Below are 19375 nucleotides of genomic sequence, written 5' to 3'. Positions count from 1 at the left end.
GTGGACCTGACCCACGTAGACGCCCATGGCGCGGCCCGCATGGTGGACGTGACGGAGAAGTCGGAGACGTCGAGAGTCGCGGTGGCCACGGGTCGCGTGCTCACGACGCCGGAGGTCGTCGAGCTGCTGAGGTCGAACGGCCTCAAGAAGGGCGACGCCCTGGCCGTGGCGCGGGTGGCAGGCATCATGGGGGCGAAACGCACCCCGGACCTCATCCCGCTGTGCCATCCCCTCCCGCTGACCGGTGTGACGGTGGACCTCGTCATCGAGGTGTCCGCCGTGCGCATCGAGGCGTCGGTCCGCACGGCGGGCAAGACGGGCGTGGAGATGGAGGCCCTCACCGCGGTGACGGTCGCCGGTCTGACCCTGCACGACATGATCAAGGCGGTCGACCCGGCCGCGGTGCTCTCCGAGGTGCGCGTGGAGCGCAAGGAGGGCGGCAAGACCGGCACGTGGACCCGCCCGGAGGACAGATGAGCACGGCACGGGTGATCGCGGCGTCGAACCGCGCGGCGGCTGGCGTCTACGAGGACACGACCGGCCCTGTCATCGTCGAGTGGCTGCGTGCCAGGGGCTTCTCGGTGGACGACCCGGTGGTGGTCCCCGACGGTGAGCCGGTGCTGGCCGCACTGCGTGAGGCGGCGGGCGTGGACGTGGTCATCACGACCGGCGGCACCGGCATCAGCCCGACGGACCACACGCCGGAGATGACCAGGCGCCTGCTGGACTACGAGATCCCGGGCCTCGCGGACGCGATCCGCGCGGCCGGCCTCCCCAAGGTCCCGACCGCGGTGCTGTCCCGTGCGATGGCCGGCGTCATGGGCAGGACCCTGGTGGTGAACCTCCCCGGTTCGAAGGGCGGGGTGAAGGACGGCCTCGGCGTGCTGGAGGACGTCCTGACCCACGCCCTCGACCAGCTCCGGGGCGGCGACCACGGCACCAGCCCGGCCACCACCACCGCACCCGAGGCCGAGGTCCGCCGTGCCGAGGTGACCGAGGCGCCGCTGTCGGTGGACGACCACGCGGCCCTGGTCGCTGGTGACGCCTCTGGCGCGATCGTGACCTTCGCGGGCGCGGTCCGCGACCACGACGGCGGCAAGGGCGTGACCACCCTGGAGTACGAGGGCCACCCGAGCGCGAAGGCGGTCATCGAGGAGGTGGCGTCGGCCGTGGCGACCCGTCATGCCGGCGTCCGGGCACTGGCCGTGAGCCACCGGATCGGCCCGCTCGCCATCGGCGACGTGGCCCTGGCCTGCGCGGTGGCCGCCGAGCACCGCAAGGAGGCGTTCGCGGCCTGCGCGGACCTCGTGGACGAGGTGAAGGCCCGCCTACCCATCTGGAAGCACCAGGTCTTCACCGACGGCACCGACGAGTGGGTCAACTGCCCGTAGCCTGCCCGTGCGCCTCTGGTTCGAGGGCACGGGCAGTGGGCGTTCTCAGCCCGCGGGTGGGGTGAAGACGCCGAAGTGGTTGCCGGACGGGTCCCGCAGGTCGGCGAAGGTCAGACCGTTCGGCGTGGTCTTCGGTGGGTTCACCACCGTCCCGCCGAGTCGCTCCGCCTCCGCCACCGCCTTGACCACGTCGTCGACCACGATCACGAACGTCGCCCGGTTCTGGGACTCGCCCCCGGTGTCGAGCAGTCCGCCGTGGGGCTGGTCCGCGCCGGTGCGCGTCATCAGCTGGTAGGCGTCGCTGTTGGGGTCGGCGGCGAACGTCCAGTCGAACAGCTCGCCGTAGAAGCGCCGCGCGCCCTCGGGGTCGTCGGTGTCCACCTGGATCCAGCCGACCGTGCCGTGTGCCATGTCCGGTTCCTCCTTCGTCGGTGTGCCGGTACCCAGCCTCGTGGCGGTCCGCGACAACCCCCTGTCGGTGTTTGCTACGCCGACACAGTGATGCGGGTCACGCTGCACGGCAACGGGAGTTCCCGGTGCTCGCGAACAGGTGCCGAATGGCCCGTGTCGTGGCTCGCGAGGATGCGGTCGAGGCGGAACACCCGTAGGTCCTCGCGCAGGCGGCACCACGCGACCAGGTACCAGGCGTCGTCGCCCGCGAGGAACATCACCGGCTCCACCTCGCGCTCGGACGGGCTGCCGTGCTTGTCGACGTAGCTCAGGCGAAGGACGTGCCTGGTCGCCAGCGCGTTCTCGATGATCAGCGGGATGGCCGCAGGCCGGGTGATCGACGACAGGAAGCCGACCCGCTCGGCCAGCTCGCTCGCCGCGAGTGCGTCGGTGGAGGGCATGGCGGCCATGATCTTGCGCAGGGCGCTGTCGGCCGCGCGGGCGAACGGCGAGCCCGTCGCCTGCCGCAGCGCCACCGAGACGGCGACCGCCTCGGCCGGGGTGAAGTTGAGGGGCGGCAGCGTCCGCGACGGGTCGATGGCGTAGCCGCCCCTGCGTCCGGGTTCGGCGTAGATGGGCACGCCGACCTGCTGTAACGCGCTGATGTCGCGCTCGATCGTGCGCACGCTGACCTCGTAGCGTGCCGCGATCTGCCGTGCGCTTCGCCGCAGCGGCGCGGCGGCCCGCAGGTCCTCGACGATGCCGTACAGCCGGTCGGTTCGGTTCATGCGCCGAACCTAGGACAACCCACCGACAGGACCCGGAGGACGAGAAGAAGGGCTCCACCGCCGGGGGACCGCGGTGGAGCCCTTCTCACGGGGACCGGCTAGCTCACTTGGTGACGAGCTTCTGACCAGGAACGATCAGGTTGGGGTCGCCGATGTACTGCTTGTTCTTCTCGTAGATCGCCTGCCAGCCGCCCGGCACGTTCAGCGCCGTCGCGATCTTGGACAGGGAGTCGCCCGCCACGACGGTGTAGTCGCCCGCCGGGTTCGACGCCGCGAGGACGATCGGCGCCGGGGCGCTGCGGACCGGGGCCTTCTTGCCGCTGGTCGGTGCCTTGGCCTTGACGGGGGCCTTGACAGGGGCCTTCGCGGGAGCGGCAGAACCGCCGCCGGACCCACCACGCTTGCCGCACACCGGCCAAGCGCCCATGCCCTGCGACTGCCGCACGTTCTCCGCGACCCGGATCTGCTCCGCCTTCGAGGCGTTCGCAGCGTTGCCGGTACCGCCGTTGGCCTCCCAGGTGCTCTGGCTGAACTGGAGTCCACCGTGGTAGCCGTTGCCGGTGTCGATGCTCCAGTTACCGCCGCTCTCGCACTCGGCGACCGCGTCCCAGTTGACGGGGTCGGCCGACGCGAAGGCAGGCGCCACGGCCAGCGGCGCACCCACCGCGACGCCGGTGAGGGCGATGCGGGCGATGGTGCGGCGAAGCGCGGTGGACGGCTTACGTTGATCGGCTCGATACGCCATTTCTGTCTCTGCCTCAGCGCCTGGAAATGCCCTCTGATCAGGCATCTTTCCCGTTCCGGAGACTCTCTTTCAGTCGGGGGTTAACTCCCTCGTGCCCGCCGGAACGGTTTGGCGCTCTGGGCACTCGGGCCATGCAGTCGGTCGGGGCCGACCCGACGGAACGCTACGTAGCGAAAAGCCCAATGCAAAATTATCCGGTGCGTGACGGTGGTCACAGTAACGATATCGAAAGAGTGACGATCGAAGTTATTATCGCAGGTCGGAGCGGTGTCGAGGACGCGTTATATTCCCGTGATATCACGTGATCAATTCAGTATCGCTGAGTGCTGCATCACGTTGGGTACAACATCCGCTTGACACCTTCAGAAGCACGCTGAAATCAGGCGGTTACATGCGGCAAAGCTGCATGCAATTCGCGGTGACCCAAACGCGGAAATTGATCTCCAAAGTGGCCGAGGTCTAGCCGCCGGCGAACGGGGGAAGGACGTCGAGGCCGGCGTCGGCGGGCAGCGCGGTCGACCGGTCCCGCACGGCGACACCGTCGAGGAGGAAGCTGCACGCGGTCAGCACCCGGGTGAGCTTCTCGCCGTGCCTGGTGCCCAGGTCGGCGAGCAGGTCACCGACGGTCGCACCGGAGGGCATGGACACGGTCTCCTCCGCGAGGCCGACGGCCCCGCGCGCGCCCGCGAAGTAGCGGACCCGGACTGTCGTGGTCACGTGTCACAGGCTAGTCGCGCGGCGCCTGCGACCATGGACGCATGGCCGAACAGCGCAAATGGACCTACCTGATGGACATGGACGGGGTGCTGGTGCACGAGGAGCACCTCATCCCGGGCGCCGACAAGCTCATCGAGGAGCTGCGGGCCAAGGAGATGGAGTTCCTCGTCCTGACGAACAACTCCATCTACACCCAGCGTGACCTGCGGGCACGCCTCCACCGGACCGGCCTGGACGTGCCGGAGGACCGCATCTGGACCTCGGCGCTCGCGACCGCCAGGTTCCTCGACACGCAGCGGCCGAACGGCACGGCCTTCGTCATCGGCGAGGCAGGGCTGACGACCGCGCTGCACGAGATCGGCTACGTGCTCACCGACCGTGACCCGGACTACGTCGTGCTCGGCGAGACCCGCACGTACAGCTTCACCGCCATCACGAACGCGATCCGGCTGGTCGAGGGTGGTGCCCGGTTCATAGCGACGAACCCCGACGCGACCGGCCCATCCCGTGAGGGCTCACTGCCGGCCACGGGCTCGGTCGCGGCACTGATCGAGCGGGCGACGGGCCGTGCGCCGTACTTCGTCGGCAAGCCCAACCCCCTGATGATGCGGTCCGCGCTCAACTCCCTCGGCGCGCACTCCGAGACGACGCTCATGATCGGCGACCGCATGGACACCGACGTCAGGTCCGGTCTGGAGGCCGGTCTGCACACGATTCTGGTGCTCTCGGGCATTTCGTCGGCGGACACGGCGGAGCTGTTTCCCTACCGGCCGAACCGGGTGATCGACTCGGTCGGTGACCTGGTCGGGTCGGCTGACGACCCCTTTCCGGGATAGTTCCTGCCGAAGGCCGGTACGGACGTATTAGGACCTGGCATATTGTCGAGTCGTGCAGCAAGAAGGACCGTCGACCTATGTCGTCGGCGACGTGCACGGGCATCTTGACGAACTGCTCGCCGCACTCGCCGAGGCGGGGCTGGTCGACGAGGAGGCGACCTGGTGCGGCGAGGACACCCACCTGTGGTTCCTCGGTGACTTCGTGGACCGCGGTCCGGACGGCATCGGCGTGATCGACCTGGTCATGCGCCTGTCCGAGGAGGCGGCGGACGCGGGTGGCCAGGTGGAGGCACTGCTGGGCAACCACGAGATCCTGCTGCTCGGCATGCACAGGTTCGGCGACACGGAGGTCCCCTCCGACTTCGGCCCGCGCAGCTTCGCCCGCAGCTGGGAGATGAACGGCGGCCAGCCCACCGACCAGGAGGCGGTCACCGACGAGCACATCGAGTGGCTGGTCACCCGGCCGGCCGTCGAGCTGGTCGGCAGGCACCTGCTGATGCACTCGGACACCCTCGAGTACCTCGTGTGGGGCTCTGAGATCGACGAGATCAACGAGAACATCCAGGACGTCCTCGACTCGGACGACCTGGTCGAGTGGTGGGAGGTCTGGCGACGGCTGACGACCCGCCACGCCTTCCGCGGCCCGAACGGCGCCGACGTCGCCACCCAGCTGCTGACCGTGCTCGGCGGTGAGCAGGTCGTCCACGGACACTCGGTGATCGCCGACCAGCTGGGCATCGCGCCCGCCATGGTGGACAGCCCGTACGAGTACGCGGGCGGCAAGGCCCTCGGCGTCGACGGCGGCGTCTTCGTCGGCGGCCCGTGCCTGGTGGTCGAGCTGCCCTGGCACCCGTCATAGCGGTATCCGCCGCAAGCGTTTGCGCGGCCCACGGCCCCCTCGATCCGAGCGCCGGGCGTCACCAGATCCCCCGGGAATCCACCTGTTGTCGCGCCGGAGGGTCGACAGCCGTTAGATGTACAGGGTGACTACCGACGTGCCACCGGCGCGCACCGTGTGCCACGGGTGCCGGCAGACGACCCAGTTCCGCGCGGACAGCGGCGAGGTGCGACCCATGATCATCCCTGGTTCGGGCATGGTGATCAGGGAGAAGTCGCCAGGCGTGCTCGTCGAGGAGTCCTGCCCGGTCTGCGGCGAGTCCGACGACCCGGGTTGGGTCCCCGGCTTCGTGCCACCCGCCTAGGCGATGTGCAGTACCGCGTCCAGGCCGGTGATGCTCAGGGTGCGCTCGACGTGGCGGGGAACCGCGGCCAGCACGAGCACCACGTCCTGCGCCGCCGCGAGCTTGTGCGCCTCGAGCAGCACGGACAGGCCGTTGGAGTCCAGCAGCGTCACGTCGCCGAGGTCCAGTCTCAGCCGGGTGCCCGGGCCTGCCGCGTTGATCAGCTCGACCAGTTCGGCTTGCAGCGCAGGCGCTGTCTGCACGTCGACCGCGCCGTTCAGCTCCACGTGAGAGCCGATCACGGTGATCGCGAGGCTCATGTGTACATCCTCGCTGATGGCGGGGGCACGGTGTTGACGAACGAGGTTACCGTGGACCAATGACGACGCCTGCGGTGCCGAGCTACGTGTCGGGTACGTCCGAGAAGCCGCTGCTCGGGGACACGATCGGTGACAACTTCGACCGCACGGTGGCCGCGTTCGGCGACCGCGAGGCCCTTGTCGAGTTCGCGACGGGCAGGCGGTGGACCTACCGCCAGCTGGCCGAGGAGGTCAACGCCGTGGCCAAGGGCCTGGTGGACCTCGGCGTCGGCAAGGGCGACAGGGTGGGCATCTGGGCGCCGAACTGTGCCGAGTGGACGTTCACGCAGTACGCGACCGCGAAGATCGGCGCGATCCTCGTGAACATCAATCCGGCCTACCGGGTGCACGAGCTGAAGTACGTGCTGAACCAGGCAGGCGTCCGGACCCTGGTCGCCGCGCCGAGCTTCAGGACGTCGGACTACGCGGGCATGATCGAGGAGGTCCGCCCCGAGTGCCCGGCGCTCGAGGACGTGATCCTCATCGGCCAGGAGGAGTGGACGTCCCTGGTCGCCATCGGCCGGGGCGGTTCGGCGGCGCTGCTTGACGAGTTGCAGGCCGAGCTGTCGGCGGACGACCCGATCAACCTGCAGTACACGTCCGGCACCACGGGCTTCCCGAAGGGCGCCACCCTCTCGCACCACAACATCCTCAACAACGGGTTCTTCGTCGGCGAGATGTGCACCTACACCGAAGCCGACCGGATCTGCATTCCGGTGCCTTTCTACCACTGCTTCGGAATGGTGATGGGAAACCTGGCAGCGACGTCCCACGGCGCGTGCATGGTGATTCCCGCGCCGGGTTTCGAGCCAGCCACGACACTGGCGGCGGTGGCGGCCGAGAAATGCACGTCCCTGTACGGCGTCCCGACGATGTTCATCGCCGAGCTGGCCGACCCGAGCTTCGCGTCGCACGACCTGTCCACCCTGCGCACGGGGATCATGGCCGGTTCACCGTGCCCGGTCGAGGTCATGAAGCAGGTGATCGACCGCATGGGCATGGCCGAGGTGACCATCGCGTACGGCATGACCGAGACCTCGCCGGTGTCCACCCAGACCCGCGCCGACGACTCGCTGGACCGTCGCGTCTCCACGGTCGGCCGGGTGATGCCGCACCTGGAGGTCAAGGTGGTGGACCCGGAGACGGGCCTGACGGCGCCCCGCGGCACGCCGGGAGAGCTCTGCACCCGCGGCTACTCGGTGATGCTCGGCTACTGGGAGCAGAAGGACAAGACGGCCGAGGCCATCGACGCGGCACGCTGGATGCACACCGGCGACCTCGCGGTGATGGACGACGACGGCTACCTCAACATCACCGGACGCATCAAGGACATGGTGATCCGCGGTGGTGAGAACGTGTATCCGCGTGAGATAGAGGAGTTCCTTTACACGCATCCCGACATCCTCGACGCACAGGTCGTCGGCGTGCCGGACGAGCGGTTCGGCGAGGAGCTGATGGTCTGGATCCGCATGCGGGAGGGCGCGACCCCGCTGACCGCCGAGACCGTCCGCGAGTTCTGCCAGGGCAAGCTGGCCCACTACAAGGTTCCCCGCTACGTGCACGTCGTCGACGAGTTCCCGATGACCGTCACGGGCAAGATCCGCAAGGTCGAGATGCGCGAGAAGTCGGTGGAGCTACTGGGCCTCGAAAAGGTGGCGGCGACCCGACACGCCTGAGTCGTGTACAGGGCACCAAGCCGGAACTCCGCTGTGCGCTGGAAATGCCAACCGAAATCGGATACGCGGTGGGACGCGACACCCCGTCGCGGGGAGTCCGGCTTCAGGCCAGGCGATTCCGCACGCGGCCCAGTACCCGCTGCCGCCGAAGTCCAGCGCCGAACCCACCACACGCTCGAAGCCCAGCTCGTGCCCTGCGAAACAGGGATCCGGGGCCGCCACCGCACAACCTCGTCCGTGTCGCGCACCTGATCGGTCCGCCAGTCGGCGATATGCACGAACCCATCATCCCCAGCGGCCAGAAAACTGGGTCACCTTTCCGCGACGCCGTCCCTACACTGCCCCCCGTGAGCCTGATCAACGTCGTCGACGTGGAGGCGACCTGCTGGGACGGGCAACCCCCACCAGGCCAGGTCAACGAGATCATCGAGATCGGCCTCACCGTCGTCGACCTCGCCGCGCGCACCCGCGTCGCGAAGCACCGCATCCTGGTGCGGCCGCGGCGTTCCCGGGTCAGCGCCTTCTGCACCGAGCTGACGGGCCTCACCCAGGACGAGGTCGATCAGGGCGTCCCCTTCGCCGAGGCGTGCCGGATCCTCGCCAGGGACCACCACACCAACACGACACCGTGGGCGAGCTGGGGCGACTACGACCGCAAGCAGTTCACGCGGCAGTGCGAGCACACCAACGTCGAGTACCCGTTCACCAACGACCACACCAACGCCAAGCTCAGGTTCACCGAGGCGCACGAGCTGCGCAAAAGGCCTGGCATGGCCCAGGCTCTCGCGCTGGCCGGCCTCCCACTGGAGGGCCGCCACCACCGCGGCGACGACGACTCCTGGAACATCGCCGCGCTGGTCCTTCACCTGCGGGCGATGGACGCATGGTGAGATAACCGGCTACCCCCCGCACCGAGAAGTGGCCTAGGCTGGAAGGACGCGTCCTGGGTACGCCCTGGGGCGCGTTCATTTGTGTGTGGAGGTGACCGTTGTGCCGACCGGAAAGGTCAAGTGGTACGACTCGGAGAAGGGCTTCGGGTTCGTCACACAGGACGGGGGCGAAGACGTCTACGTCCGTTCTTCCGCCCTGCCGGCCGGGGTTCCCGGCCTGAAAGCCGGTCAACGCATCGAGTTCGGCGTCGCCGACGGTCGTCGAGGGCCGCAGGCCCTGTCCGTGCGGTTGCTCGACCCGCCGCCGTCGGTCGCCGAGGCGCGGCGTCGCCCTGCCGAGGAGCTGCACGGCCTGATCGAGGACATGATCAAGCTGCTTGAGGCGAAGGTCCAGCCGGACCTGCGCCGCGGCCGCTATCCCGACCGCAAGGCCACCAAGCGTGTCGCCGACGTGGTCCGCGCGGTCGCCAGGGAGCTCGATCCCTGAGCGGTTCCGGTCGACGCGGAGTTCCTACCGCGCAACACGATCACCAGCGTCCGCCCGTGCCGCCGTGGTACTGGGGGAACGGCTCGGCAGCGCGCCGAGTCTGTTCCCCGGTGACCACGGCGGCTTCAGCGGTGGGACACCCGCGTGCGGTCAGGCGACCGCTGCCGCGACCACCGTCGCCATGCCCGCCATCCCCGTCGCGTTCGGGTGCAGCGGCGCGGCGATGTTGGCCGGGATGAACGGCTCGGTCCAGCGCACGAGCGACGACTTGCAGACGTCCTTGCCGATCCCCGGCGTCCGGATGTCGACGTAGGTCGCGCCGTGCGCGGCCGCCGCGTCCGCGAGGACCTGGTTCAGCTGGTCGATCTTCGCCTGGACGTAGTCCGCGTCCCTCGGCCACACCTGCACCCTCGGGTAGCAGCCGCCTGGCGGCAGGTACGTCGTGTAGCCGACGACGAACACCCGTGCCCCGGGTGCCCGCTCGTGGATGCCGTCGAGCACCGAGCCGACCTTCGGGCCGACGCCGTTGACGCGGTCGCCGTAGACGTCACCGCCGCCCGCGGTGTTGGTGTCCTTACAGGACGTGCCGCCGAAGATCTCCGGCAGCAGGTTCAGGCACGACTCGGCGAGCCCTACGAGCCCGGCGTCGTTGCCGCCGATCTGCAGCGTGACCAGCGTGGTGTCGGCGCCGAGCGCGTCGAGCTGTGGTGGCACGTCACCGAAGTCGGTGCTCTGCGAGGCGGTCATGTCGCCCGTGTCCGCGCCGGAGCACGTCACGTCCGTGATCGGCACGCCGAGCTGCCGGGCGACCAGTTTCGGGTAGTTGTTGGTGGAGCGGAAGCACCCGACCGCCGTCAGGTCGGGCGCCGGGATCAGGGGACCGGACGCCGCGGAGTCGCCGAGCGCGACGTACCGGGGCGCGGCGGCGTTGGCGGTGCCCGTCACGAGGAACGTGGCGAACAGGGCGATGAGCAGGGAAAGCCGAGCGGTCTTCATCGACACACCTCCAGCCGGACTGAACGTGAACAAGTGTCACGTCAGGCGTGGAACGTGTCCATCCTCCACTAGGCGGTAACTTGCAGGGACCACGCCGCGCGGGTCACCGGCTCCGGCCCGTTGTCGCCCTGCACGAGCACGCCGCCCGCCTGCTTGACCTCGACCGTCTGCAGCTGCGCACCCGGTTCGGTGGGGAGCGCCTCGAACGACGTCTGCTTGCCCGGCCCGAAGGTCGCGACGGTGACGGGCGCCTTCTGCTCCCCGGTCGCGGTCCTGTACTGGATGACCACCGACCACGGCGTGTCGGCGACCTCCTTGGGCACGGTGATCTTCACCGACGTGCCGGGCGGCACCGGGCGCTTGATCATCGCGGCGTTGTCGCGGCGGCAGTCCTCGACCTTGACATCGCAGTACAGGAACGGCTTCGCGGTCACCTTCTGCTCCGCGATCGTGAAGTCGATCCTGGGTCGCGGCACGGCAGCCGGCGGTTCGTTCGACGAGCACCCGGCCAGCACCAACACCACGACGACGAGCAGCTTGCGCACGGCGACGAGCCTACGTGCGGTCCTCGGGCCCCTCGGGTGCCCCCTCGTGGAAGGCGGCCACCTGCGGCCCGGTCGGTGTCCGCCACGGCCGCACCGGCCGCTCGCCGCCGAACCACGGCAGGAGCGACTGGCCCTTGCGAGTCAAGAGGGTCTGCGCCAACCCGACCCCCAGCAGGACGGAGACCACGAGGAACCCGAGCCAGAACGTCGGCGGCAGCAGCACACCCAGCGCGCCGCCGAACACCCAGGCCAGCTGCAGGACCGTCTCCGACCGCCCGAACGCGGAGGCGCGTGACTCCTCCGGCAGGTCGTCCTGGATCGCGGCGTCGAGGCTGTTCTTCGCGAGCGCGCTGGCCGTGGCACCGACGAGACCGACGATCGCGGCCGTCGTGATGCCCGGCATGACCATCGCGACGACCGTCGACGCGATACAGCCGATGATGCAGCTCAGCACGATCTGGTCGGTGCGCCCCAGGTGCACACGTGCGCCGATGCCGTTGCCGACGAAGCTGCCGGCGCCCGCCGCTCCCGCGATGACGCCGAGCAGCAGCAGCTGTTGGAACGCGTGTCCCTCGGTCTGCGCCCGCACCGCGAACGCGGAGAACATCATCAGGAAGCCGGTGAGCACACGGATGGTGCCGTTGCCCGCCAGTGCGACGACGACGTTCTTACCCATGGGTTGTCGGCGCGGCTTCTCGGGGTGCGCGGCGAGCGAGGCCGGGACCTCACCCTCGGTGACCTCGACCCACGCCGGGATCCGCATGGCCTGCGCGGCGCCGATCCCGCAGATGAGCGCGGTGAACCACAGCGCGCCCGCCGAGTCGAAGATCTGCAGCACGAGCGTGGCGACCGCGCCGAACGCCGCGCCGCCGACCAGGCCGAACGTGGTGAGCCGCGCGTTGGTCTTGCTGAGCGTGATGTCCGGTGGCACGACCCTCGGTGTCACCGCGGCCTTGAGCACCGTGAAGGACTTGGACAGCACCATCTTCGCGAGTGCCGCGGGATAGAGCAGCCAGCCGTCGAAGTTGGTGGCCATCACGACGCACGCGAGCAGCTGCCCGATCGACGTCACGCACATCGCGAGCCGCCTGCCGCGCTGGATGCGGTCCAGCATCGGGCCGATGACCGGCGCGACCAGCGCGAACGGCGCGATGGTGATCAGCAGGTAGAGCGCGACCTTGCCCTTGGACGAGTCCGCGGACGCGGCGGAGAAGAAGAGCGTGTTCGCGAGCGCGACGGCCATCGCCGCGTCGCTCGCGTAGTTGAGCATCGTCGCGTAGGTGAGCGCGGTGAGCCCGGACTTGTCGGCGCCGTCGGCGTTCACGGCCCGCTTGAACGCGGCGGCCGCCTTGCCGCTCAGCTCCCTGGAACGGATCGCGGCGACCCGGGTGACCGTCAGCTTCTTCGGGAAGCCGGGACCCGGCGGCGGCGCGACCGTGGTCGGCGGCGGCTGCCGAGGCTCGGCCGGCGGCTGCTCACGGCGACTCTGCTGGTCGCGGGGCCCCTGGTGGTCGGGGGCGTAGCCGTCGGAGCCGTAGGTCTCGGGCGGGGCGCCGTCGTAGGAGTAGTCCATCGGCCGGGTCGGCGGCACGGGCGGCAGCTGGCGACGGGGCGGTGGCACCTCACGCCAGTTCCTCGGCTGTGCCGGAGGGGGCGGCTCGCGACGGACGGGGCGCGTCCTGCGCTGGTCGTCCTGCGGGTAGCGGCTCGGCGCGGGGATCGCGCCGGTCAGCGGCTCCTCACGCGGCTGCTCGTACGCGCGGGTGGGGTTCGCCGGAGGCTGCTGCCGGGGTGGCTGCCAGCTGGGTGCGGCCTGTTTCGTCCAGCTACGGCGACGCTTCTTGCCGGAGCGGCGGCCACCGCGCTCCTCAGCGTCCTCATCGCCGGAACCGGAACGAATCACGCTGTCCATCCTGCCCTAGGTGATGGGCCTGTGAGAGATGTACGGCTCACTCGGTAAGGGGATCTCGACCGCCCGCCTACGAGCCCGACGTGACGAACCTCACTCGGAACATCTTGGGCCAGAGCTTTCCGGTGACGAGGAACTCCTCGGTACCCGGGATGTGGGCGATCCCGTTGAGGACGTCCGCGCCGGCCTGGTCCTTCTCCGGCAGCAGGCCGGACAGGTCGATGGTGGTCGTGACGCGCCCGCTCGCGGGGTCGATGCCGACGATCTCGTCGGTCTGCCAGACGTTGGCCAGTACGTACACGTGGCCGTCCTGATCAGGCACGCACTCCAGCTCGTTGATGTTCAACAGGGGGTCGCCGTGCTCGTCGCGGACGTCGACGCCACCCTCGGCGCGGAACGTGTCGACGTCCCGGAAGGTGAGGTGGTCCGAGCCGTCGCTCATGATCAGCCGGTCGGCGCCGGGGTCGTGGCACAGGCCCCAACCCTCGCCGTCGTAGTCGACCCGCCCCTTCTCGGCGAGCGTCGTCCGGTCGCGTTTGATGGCGATCCCGTTCTGCCACGTGATCTGCCAGATCGTGTCGCCCGCGACCGTGATGCCCTCGCCGAACAGGTCGGCGGGCAGGTCGACCTTCTTCCTGACGGCGCCGGTGTCGGGGTCGACGGTCCGGATGCTGGACTTGCCCTCGAGGCCCGTTCCCTCGTAGAGCACCCCGTCGACCAGCTCGAATCCCTGCGTGAAGGCCTCGGGATCATGCGGAATCGACCGCAGCACGTCGACCTTGAGCGTCCCGGACGGTCGGGTGGTTGGCGGGTTGCCGGTGGAGGCGGCGGAACAACCGGCCAGCAGAAGGATGATCGCGACAACGAGAGGAGCCCTCACGAATCCCAGCCTTGCACGACCGCATGCCGGGCCGCGCGCCCGGTGGGGCACAATCGGGCGTGATGAACGTGCAGCAGTCTGACCTGACCGACCCCGCCCTTGTGACGGAGGTCGACCTGGCGCGTGCCGCCGCGCAGGACGAGGCGGGCGAGGAGCGCGTGGGCGAGTACGTCGCGTACCACATAGAGGACGAGGCGGCGGTAACTCACCTGTTCGAGGCCGACAAGGCCGGCTACCGGGGCTGGCGCTGGGCGGTGACCATCACCTCTGCCGGCCCCACCACGGACATCACGGTGAGCGAGGTAGTCCTCCTGCCTGGTTCGTCGGCACTGGTGGCCCCGGACTGGATCCCGTGGCAGGAACGCGTGCAGGCCGGCGACCTTGGCGTCGGCGACCTGCTCCCCACCGCGCCCGACGACCCCCGCCTGGTGCCCGCCTACGCGGCGTCGGACGATCCGGCGGTCGAGGACGTGGCGGTGGAGGTGGGCCTCGGCAGGACGCGAGTGATGTCCCGCCCCGCCCGGCTGGAGGCCGCGGACCGCTGGTACTCGAGCGAGTTCGGCCCGGCTTCCGACATGGCGAGAGGCGCCCCGGCCCACTGCGGCACCTGCGGCTTCTACCTGCCGCTGGCAGGGTCGCTCCGCGCAGCCTTCGGCACCTGCGGCAACGAACTGTCCCCGGCGGACGCCCACGTGGTCCACGCCGAGTACGGCTGCGGCGCCCACTCCGAGGCAGAGGTGGAACAGGTCTCCCCGGTCCTGGTAGCAGACCTCATCTACGACGACGCCCAACTGGACGTGGAGCCCTTCACCGCGGACGAGCCTGCGTCGGCACCTGCTTCGCTGGTTTCGGCGGAGCTGGACACGGCGCAGCCGGAGCCACCCGTCGACTCGGAGCCGGACGCGGCGGTCGGGGCCGATGTGGCAGCGGAGTCCGAGCCGGCGGCCGAGGAAGCCGAGCCGGAACTGATCCTCGCGCCGGAGGCCCAGAGCCTGGTTTCGGCGGTGGAGCCGGATTCGGAGCCAATGAGGCAGGAGGAGCCATCCGCAGACTCGGCCACAGAGTCCGCTGCGCCGGCTGAGTCCGTTGTTGAGGACGAGTCGGTTGTGCTGGCTGGATCGGCTGTAGAGGCCGAGCCCGTTGTGGAGGTCGCGCCCCCTGCGGTGGGTGAGTCTCATGCGGTGGGCGAGCGTGCGGCGGAGGCCGAGCCTGTTGCGGAGGGTGAGCCTCCCGTAATAGGCACGTCTGCTGTGGTGGCCGGTTCTTCCGTGACGGACGAGGCTCCTGCGGAGGTCGGTCCTGCGGTGACTGGGTCTCCTGCCTTGGATGAGTCTTCTGCGCAGGCCAGTTCTGCCGCGGTGGGCGAGCCCGCTGGGGCGGGTGAGTCTCCTGCGGTTGGCAGCCCTGCTGTGGACGGCGAGTCCGTTGCGGTTGCCGAGTCTGTTGCGGAGAGCGAGTCTCCTGCCGTGGGCGGGCCCGTTGTCGTCGGCGAGTCTGCTGGGGAAGAGGCATCAGGCCCGGAGGCCAGGCCTGCCGAGGCCGAGGCCGACGCGACAGGGGTGTCCGCTTCGCTGGTGGAGGAAGGCGAGTCGGAGCGGCTGCGCGGGTCGGAGGACCAGACTCTGGTTTCGGAGGTGGCGCCGGATTCGGAGCCTCTGCGCCCCGAGGAAGCACCTGCCGACTCGACTGCGGAGCCCGTTTCGTCGGTCGAGCCCGCGGCGGAGGCCGAGTCAGTCGAGCAGGCGACGTCCGCATCGGCCCTCGCGCCGGAGGTTTCGGCGGCGGAACCGTTGAGGCCGGAAGAGGCGGCCACAGACTCGACCCCTGGCTCTACCGACTCGATCACAGAGCCCGTCTCACCGGTCGAACCCACTGCGCCGGCCGAGGCCGATGCGGCACAGGCGTCCTCCCCGACCGTCGAGGAAGCCGAGTCGGCATCACCGGTGTCGGCGGACCAGGAAGCACCCGCCGACTCGAGCCCCGAGACCACCGCGGAAACGGAGTCCGGACCCGCCGAGTCGCAGGCAGCCGAGCAGGCGACGCCCACCCAGCCTGATCCGGAGACCATCCCGGCCGTGCCCACGATCCCGGAGATCCTCTCGGCCCCCGAAATCCTGTCCACCCCGGACACCAAGCCCACCTCGGACGAACCGCCGGCCGTGAACGGTCCGTCGGACGAGCAGGAGTCGCGCGGGTGAACGACCCGTTCGGCACGGCCGCCCTTCGGGAGTCGGTCCTCATCTCCTGGCGTTCCTCACCCACCCGGCTCCGGGAGGACGTCAACGCGGAGGAAGACCTCGTCCTCGGCGGGTACCGGGACCGCCTCTTCATCGAGCTGGCCCAGAACGCCTCCGACGCGGCCGGGGGCGACGGCTCCCTCCGTGTGTCCATTGTGGACAACGAACTGAGGGTCGCCAACACCGGCGAACCACTCACCCGCCAAGGGGTCGAGTCGCTCGCCTCCCTGCGCGCCTCCGCCAAGCAACAGGGCGTCGGACGCTTCGGCGTCGGGTTCGCCGCCGTTCTGACGGTTTCCGACGCCCCCCGCATCGTCTCCACCACCGGCGGCGTCGGCTTCGACATCGCGCGCACTCGCGACGAGGCCGGGGTCACCGACCGCGTCCCCGTCCTCCGTCTCGTCTGGCCCACCGACGAGACACCGCCCGACGGCTTCACCACCGAGGTCCGCCTCCCCCTCCGGGACGGCGTCGACGGGCTCCTCGACGAGTTCGCCGGCCAGGTCGTCGACATCATGCTCGCCCTCGACGGCCTCCACCGCGTCGAGATCGGCGCCCAGACCTGGTGGCGCGACGGCAACACCATCCACACGCCCACCGGCCCCACCCACTGGGTCATCGTCCGCGACGACGGCGACCTGCCGCACGACGTCGGTCTCGGCGCCGAGGCCAGGCCACAGTGGACGGTCTGCTGGGCCCTCGCTGTCGACGAGCACGGCGAACCCCTGCCCCACGACACCGACGTCCTCCACGCGCCGACGCCGACCGACGAGCGGCTCTCCCTCCCCGCCAGGCTCATCGCCACGCTGCCGGTCGAGCCGTCCCGCCGCCACGTCCGGCCAGGACCCGCCACCGACCACGTCCTCGCCGCCGCGGCCCGCGCCTACCCTCGGCTCCTCGATGCCCTCGACCCGCTTTCGCGGCCCAGGATCGTGCCGCTGCCCGGGTTCCCGCTCTCCGAGATCGACGAACGCCTCCGCCAGGCCATCGTCGCCGAGCTGCGTACCGCCCGCTGGCTCGCCCCCGCCCGTGACGGCAGGCTTCTGTCTCCGGCAGAGGCGCGGCTGCTTCCCGTCCCCAGCAAGGAGCTTGCCGACTCCGTCGCCGAGTACCTCCCCGGGCTGGTGAAGGCGCAGCTCGTCGAGGACGCCGCCGCGCTCGCCGCGGTCGACGTGGTCCGGCTCCGGCTTTCCGACGTGGTCGACCAGCTCACCGGGATCACCCGCCCTCCAGAGGAGTGGCGGCGGTTGTACGAGGCGCTCGCCAGGATCGCCGACAACGACCCGTCCGCGCTCGACGACCTCGGCGGCCTGCCTGTCCCGCTCATCGACGGGCGCACCGTCCCCGGTCCGCGCGGCACCCTCGTCTCCGACCTCGATCTGTCCAGTATGGACGGTGTGAACGTCGTCCACCCCGACGCCGTACACCCCCTGCTCGAACGTCTCGGCGCGCAACACGCGGGGCCTGCGGAGCTGCTCGCCTCCATGGCGGCTCACGTCGAGCACAGCATCGAGGACGCCGAGTCCGGTTTGGACACCGAAGGACTCGCGAACACCGTGCTACGGCTGGTTTCCGAGGCAGGGGTCCGGCCGGGGGAGGAGCCCTGGCTCGGTGCGCTCGCCCTGCGTGCCGTCGACGGCGACTGGCGTCGCGCCGACGAGCTGGCGCTGCCCGGCTCACGCTTCCTCGCCGTGCTCGACAAGGAGTCCCCGCTGGGCGTCCTCGGTGACGCCGTCGCCGAGCAGTGGCCGCCACACGTGCTCGCCGCGGTCGGCGTGCTCGGCGGGTTCACCATCGTCGTCGACGAGGCACCCACCGGGCCCGACCACGACCTCGCCGACGAGGCCGACTGGTGGGACGACCAGCCGGAACCACCCGTCCGGCTCGAGGCGGTCCGCGACCTCGACCTCGTCGCCGACGACGCCTGGCCTGCCGCGATCCGCCTGCTGGCGAGCGAACCCGACACCTGGCGCGTCATGCGCACCGGCTACACCGCCTGGTGGATCGCCCACCACGCCCTGCTGGCCGGCGAGCCGCCGTCCTACTGGCGCCTCCACGACGCCGACGAGCTGGCCGGCCTGTACGACGTGGCACCGACCGACCTCGAACCGGAACACCAGGCGCTGCTCGGCGTTCGCGCCGAGCTGGCCGTCGAGTCCACGGAGGACGCCATCGACCTGCTCGACCGGCTGGCGGACCCGGCACGCACCGTCTCGCGTGGCATCACGCACCGCGCGTACACCGTGCTGGCGGAAGCGGTCCGCGACCACGTCGTCGACCCGGCCGACGTGGACCCCCCGCCGGAGGTGCGTACCGCCGACGGCGAGGTCACCGACAACGCCGCGGTGCTCGACGCGCCGTGGCTCGCCCCCGTGACCGACGGGTACGTCGCGGTCGACTTCGACCTCGCCGTGCTGCTCGCCGAGCTGCTCGACATCCCGCTCGCGTCCGAGGCGGCCCCGCCGACGCCGGAAAGCACCGGCGAACCGGTGGGGTGGGCCGACCTCGGCGCGGTCGTCGACGTGTGCGACCTCGCGGACCTCCCGGTGCCGCAGGGCGGCCCGATCGTCCACGAGCGGCTCACGGTCGTCGACCGCAACGTCCCGTGGTGGGTCGACGGTGACGTCATCCACTGCGAGGACTCGACGGAAGGGCTCGCGCGCGCCCTCGCCTGGGCGACCGGCCGCTGGGAGGACCGCCACCTGCTGGCCGCCCTGCTCGACGACCCGGACAACTACGTGTCCTGAGTGGACAAGGACCGGGGGCTGAGTCCCGCCACGGCCAGTCCGAACAGCCGTTGCGCCCTCGCACCCGGATCGGGGTGGTGTTCGGTGGCCAGCACGATGCCGACGGCCAGCGTGATCAGGTCCGCGACGGTGACACCGTCCGCCACCGCACCGTCCGCCGCGGCGCGCCGCAGCAGCGGCTCCCCGGCCTCCTCCAGTGCCGCCGAGCACGAGTTCTCGTGCACCGGGTCCGGCTCCGCGCCGTCGAGGGCAAGCGCGGCGGCCAGTCCCCTCGCCGTGACGCAGTAGGTGACGACCTCGCCAAGCCACTCCAGCAACGCGTCTCGACTGTCGCCGCTGCCGGTCAGCTCGTGGGCTCGGGCGCTCAGTGCCTCGATCCGTGAGCCGGAGACCGCCGTCAGCAGCGCGCGGCGAGTGGGGAAGTGCCTGCGCACGGTCGCGGAACCGACCCCGGCAGTGCGGGCGATCTGTTCCAGCGACGCACCCGCGCCGTGGGCGGCGACCTCCTCCTCGGCCACGGCGAGGAGGCGCGCGTAGTTGCGACGCGCGTCCGCACGCTGGTGCTCGGGCATCGCACCTCCAGGTTTGCTAAGTGGCGGAC

Annotated in this window: 20 protein-coding genes; 10 read left to right on the top strand and 10 right to left on the bottom strand. The window is 70.3% G+C overall.

Features of this window, described 5'->3' with window-relative positions:
* Both moaC and CLV71_RS37375 read left to right on the top strand, forming a co-directional pair.
* Positions 1-477 carry a cyclic pyranopterin monophosphate synthase MoaC gene (gene moaC / locus CLV71_RS49775; protein WP_133907632.1) on the top strand — a complete coding sequence of 159 codons (477 nt, stop codon included), beginning with the start codon at positions 1-3 and terminating at the stop codon, positions 475-477.
* Positions 474-1391 carry a molybdenum cofactor biosynthesis protein MoaE gene (locus CLV71_RS37375; protein ID WP_133907631.1) on the top strand — a complete coding sequence of 306 codons (918 nt, stop codon included), beginning with the start codon at positions 474-476 and terminating at the stop codon, positions 1389-1391. Before moaC ends, CLV71_RS37375 begins: the two co-directional genes overlap by 4 nt.
* 45 nt (positions 1392-1436) lie before the next feature.
* Here CLV71_RS37375 and CLV71_RS37370 read toward each other — a convergent pair whose 3' ends face one another.
* The 4 genes from CLV71_RS37370 to CLV71_RS37355 all read right to left on the bottom strand — a co-directional run bounded on the left by CLV71_RS37370 (position 1437) and on the right by CLV71_RS37355 (position 4031).
* Positions 1437-1802 (bottom strand): VOC family protein, encoded by a 366-nt coding sequence (locus CLV71_RS37370; RefSeq protein ID WP_133907630.1) that lies wholly within the window; start codon positions 1800-1802, stop codon positions 1437-1439.
* Between the two features lie 74 nt (positions 1803-1876).
* Positions 1877-2569: a helix-turn-helix transcriptional regulator gene (locus CLV71_RS37365; RefSeq protein WP_133907629.1), complete on the bottom strand. Its 693-nt coding sequence runs from the start codon at positions 2567-2569 to the stop codon at positions 1877-1879.
* Between the two features lie 103 nt (positions 2570-2672).
* Positions 2673-3314 carry a LysM peptidoglycan-binding domain-containing protein gene (locus CLV71_RS37360; RefSeq protein ID WP_133907628.1) on the bottom strand — a complete coding sequence of 214 codons (642 nt, stop codon included), beginning with the start codon at positions 3312-3314 and terminating at the stop codon, positions 2673-2675.
* A 459-nt stretch (positions 3315-3773) separates the two neighbouring features.
* Positions 3774-4031: a MoaD/ThiS family protein gene (locus CLV71_RS37355; RefSeq protein WP_133907627.1), complete on the bottom strand. Its 258-nt coding sequence runs from the start codon at positions 4029-4031 to the stop codon at positions 3774-3776.
* A 41-nt stretch (positions 4032-4072) separates the two neighbouring features.
* Between CLV71_RS37355 and CLV71_RS37350 the strand changes: the two genes are divergently transcribed.
* The 3 genes from CLV71_RS37350 to CLV71_RS50265 all read left to right on the top strand — a co-directional run bounded on the left by CLV71_RS37350 (position 4073) and on the right by CLV71_RS50265 (position 6069).
* Positions 4073-4867, top strand: coding sequence for an HAD-IIA family hydrolase (locus CLV71_RS37350; protein WP_133907626.1), 795 nt, complete (start codon positions 4073-4075; stop codon positions 4865-4867).
* 52 nt (positions 4868-4919) lie between these two features.
* The gene (locus CLV71_RS37345) at positions 4920-5726 is read left to right on the top strand and encodes a metallophosphoesterase (protein ID WP_133907625.1); all 807 of its coding nucleotides are present in this window, start codon (positions 4920-4922) and stop codon (positions 5724-5726) included.
* 214 nt (positions 5727-5940) lie between these two features.
* Positions 5941-6069, top strand: coding sequence for a hypothetical protein (locus tag CLV71_RS50265; protein WP_279588782.1), 129 nt, complete (start codon positions 5941-5943; stop codon positions 6067-6069).
* On the opposite strand, the gene CLV71_RS37340 is transcribed toward CLV71_RS50265, so the two are convergent.
* Positions 6066-6368, bottom strand: a complete 303-nt coding sequence (locus CLV71_RS37340; protein WP_133907624.1) for an STAS domain-containing protein — start codon at positions 6366-6368, stop codon at positions 6066-6068. The genes CLV71_RS50265 and CLV71_RS37340 overlap by 4 nt on opposite strands.
* 59 nt (positions 6369-6427) lie before the next feature.
* Between CLV71_RS37340 and CLV71_RS37335 the strand changes: the two genes are divergently transcribed.
* The 3 genes from CLV71_RS37335 (at position 6428) to CLV71_RS37325 (ending at position 9460) form a co-directional block, all read left to right on the top strand.
* On the top strand, positions 6428-8083 hold the full coding sequence (locus tag CLV71_RS37335) for an AMP-binding protein (RefSeq protein WP_133907623.1): 1656 nt from the start codon (positions 6428-6430) through the stop codon (positions 8081-8083).
* Between the two features lie 347 nt (positions 8084-8430).
* On the top strand, positions 8431-8973 hold the full coding sequence (locus CLV71_RS37330; protein WP_243867125.1) for a 3'-5' exonuclease: 543 nt from the start codon (positions 8431-8433) through the stop codon (positions 8971-8973).
* Between the two features lie 100 nt (positions 8974-9073).
* Positions 9074-9460 (top strand): cold-shock protein, encoded by a 387-nt coding sequence (locus CLV71_RS37325; protein ID WP_075134324.1) that lies wholly within the window; start codon positions 9074-9076, stop codon positions 9458-9460.
* Between the two features lie 150 nt (positions 9461-9610).
* Here the strand turns inward: CLV71_RS37325 and CLV71_RS37320 are convergent, their stop codons facing one another.
* From CLV71_RS37320 to CLV71_RS37305, 4 genes are all read right to left on the bottom strand, one after another.
* Positions 9611-10456, bottom strand: coding sequence for an SGNH/GDSL hydrolase family protein (locus CLV71_RS37320; RefSeq protein ID WP_133907621.1), 846 nt, complete (start codon positions 10454-10456; stop codon positions 9611-9613).
* Positions 10457-10524: 68 nt separating this feature from the next.
* Complete coding sequence (locus CLV71_RS37315; protein ID WP_133907620.1) at positions 10525-11001, bottom strand: DUF2771 family protein; 477 nt, start codon at positions 10999-11001, stop codon at positions 10525-10527.
* A gap of 10 nt (positions 11002-11011) precedes the next feature.
* Complete coding sequence (locus CLV71_RS37310) at positions 11012-12913, bottom strand: MFS transporter (protein ID WP_133907619.1); 1902 nt, start codon at positions 12911-12913, stop codon at positions 11012-11014.
* A 67-nt stretch (positions 12914-12980) separates the two neighbouring features.
* A complete protein-coding gene (locus CLV71_RS37305; protein WP_133907618.1) occupies positions 12981-13790 on the bottom strand; it encodes a glutaminyl-peptide cyclotransferase in 810 nt (269 codons plus the stop codon).
* A gap of 62 nt (positions 13791-13852) precedes the next feature.
* On the opposite strand from CLV71_RS37305, the gene CLV71_RS50520 reads away from it, so the two are divergent.
* Positions 13853-15988 carry a DUF3027 domain-containing protein gene (locus CLV71_RS50520; protein WP_133907617.1) on the top strand — a complete coding sequence of 712 codons (2136 nt, stop codon included), beginning with the start codon at positions 13853-13855 and terminating at the stop codon, positions 15986-15988.
* A complete protein-coding gene (locus tag CLV71_RS37295; RefSeq protein ID WP_133907616.1) occupies positions 15985-18774 on the top strand; it encodes an ATP-binding protein in 2790 nt (929 codons plus the stop codon). The genes CLV71_RS50520 and CLV71_RS37295 overlap by 4 nt, the downstream gene beginning before the upstream one ends.
* Here the strand turns inward: CLV71_RS37295 and CLV71_RS37290 are convergent.
* On the bottom strand, positions 18762-19346 hold the full coding sequence (locus tag CLV71_RS37290; RefSeq protein WP_133907615.1) for a TetR/AcrR family transcriptional regulator: 585 nt from the start codon (positions 19344-19346) through the stop codon (positions 18762-18764). The two genes, CLV71_RS37295 and CLV71_RS37290, sit on opposite strands and share 13 nt — an antisense overlap.
* Between the last annotated feature and the right edge of the window lie 29 nt (positions 19347-19375).

It is taken from the genome of Actinophytocola oryzae, from assembly GCF_004364325.1.
GTDB classification, from domain to species: Bacteria; Actinomycetota; Actinomycetes; order Mycobacteriales; family Pseudonocardiaceae; genus Actinophytocola; species Actinophytocola oryzae.
Note: the sequence above shows the minus strand (reverse complement) of the source record. Positions and strands in the feature narration are given on the sequence as shown.

Coding starts and splice junctions, on each gene's coding strand:
- CLV71_RS37365 (WP_133907629.1), bottom strand. CDS start 2,569: ATGAACCGAACCGACCGGCTGTACGGCATCGTCGAGGACCTGCGGGCC.
- CLV71_RS37375 (WP_133907631.1), top strand. CDS start 474: ATGAGCACGGCACGGGTGATCGCGGCGTCGAACCGCGCGGCGGCTGGC.
- CLV71_RS37360 (WP_133907628.1), bottom strand. CDS start 3,314: ATGGCGTATCGAGCCGATCAACGTAAGCCGTCCACCGCGCTTCGCCGC.
- CLV71_RS37370 (WP_133907630.1), bottom strand. CDS start 1,802: ATGGCACACGGCACGGTCGGCTGGATCCAGGTGGACACCGACGACCCC.
- CLV71_RS37310 (WP_133907619.1), bottom strand. CDS start 12,913: ATGGACAGCGTGATTCGTTCCGGTTCCGGCGATGAGGACGCTGAGGAG.
- CLV71_RS37320 (WP_133907621.1), bottom strand. CDS start 10,456: ATGAAGACCGCTCGGCTTTCCCTGCTCATCGCCCTGTTCGCCACGTTC.
- CLV71_RS37290 (WP_133907615.1), bottom strand. CDS start 19,346: ATGCCCGAGCACCAGCGTGCGGACGCGCGTCGCAACTACGCGCGCCTC.
- CLV71_RS50265 (WP_279588782.1), top strand. CDS start 5,941: ATGATCATCCCTGGTTCGGGCATGGTGATCAGGGAGAAGTCGCCAGGC.
- CLV71_RS50520 (WP_133907617.1), top strand. CDS start 13,853: ATGAACGTGCAGCAGTCTGACCTGACCGACCCCGCCCTTGTGACGGAG.
- CLV71_RS37350 (WP_133907626.1), top strand. CDS start 4,073: ATGGCCGAACAGCGCAAATGGACCTACCTGATGGACATGGACGGGGTG.
- CLV71_RS37335 (WP_133907623.1), top strand. CDS start 6,428: ATGACGACGCCTGCGGTGCCGAGCTACGTGTCGGGTACGTCCGAGAAG.
- CLV71_RS37340 (WP_133907624.1), bottom strand. CDS start 6,368: ATGAGCCTCGCGATCACCGTGATCGGCTCTCACGTGGAGCTGAACGGC.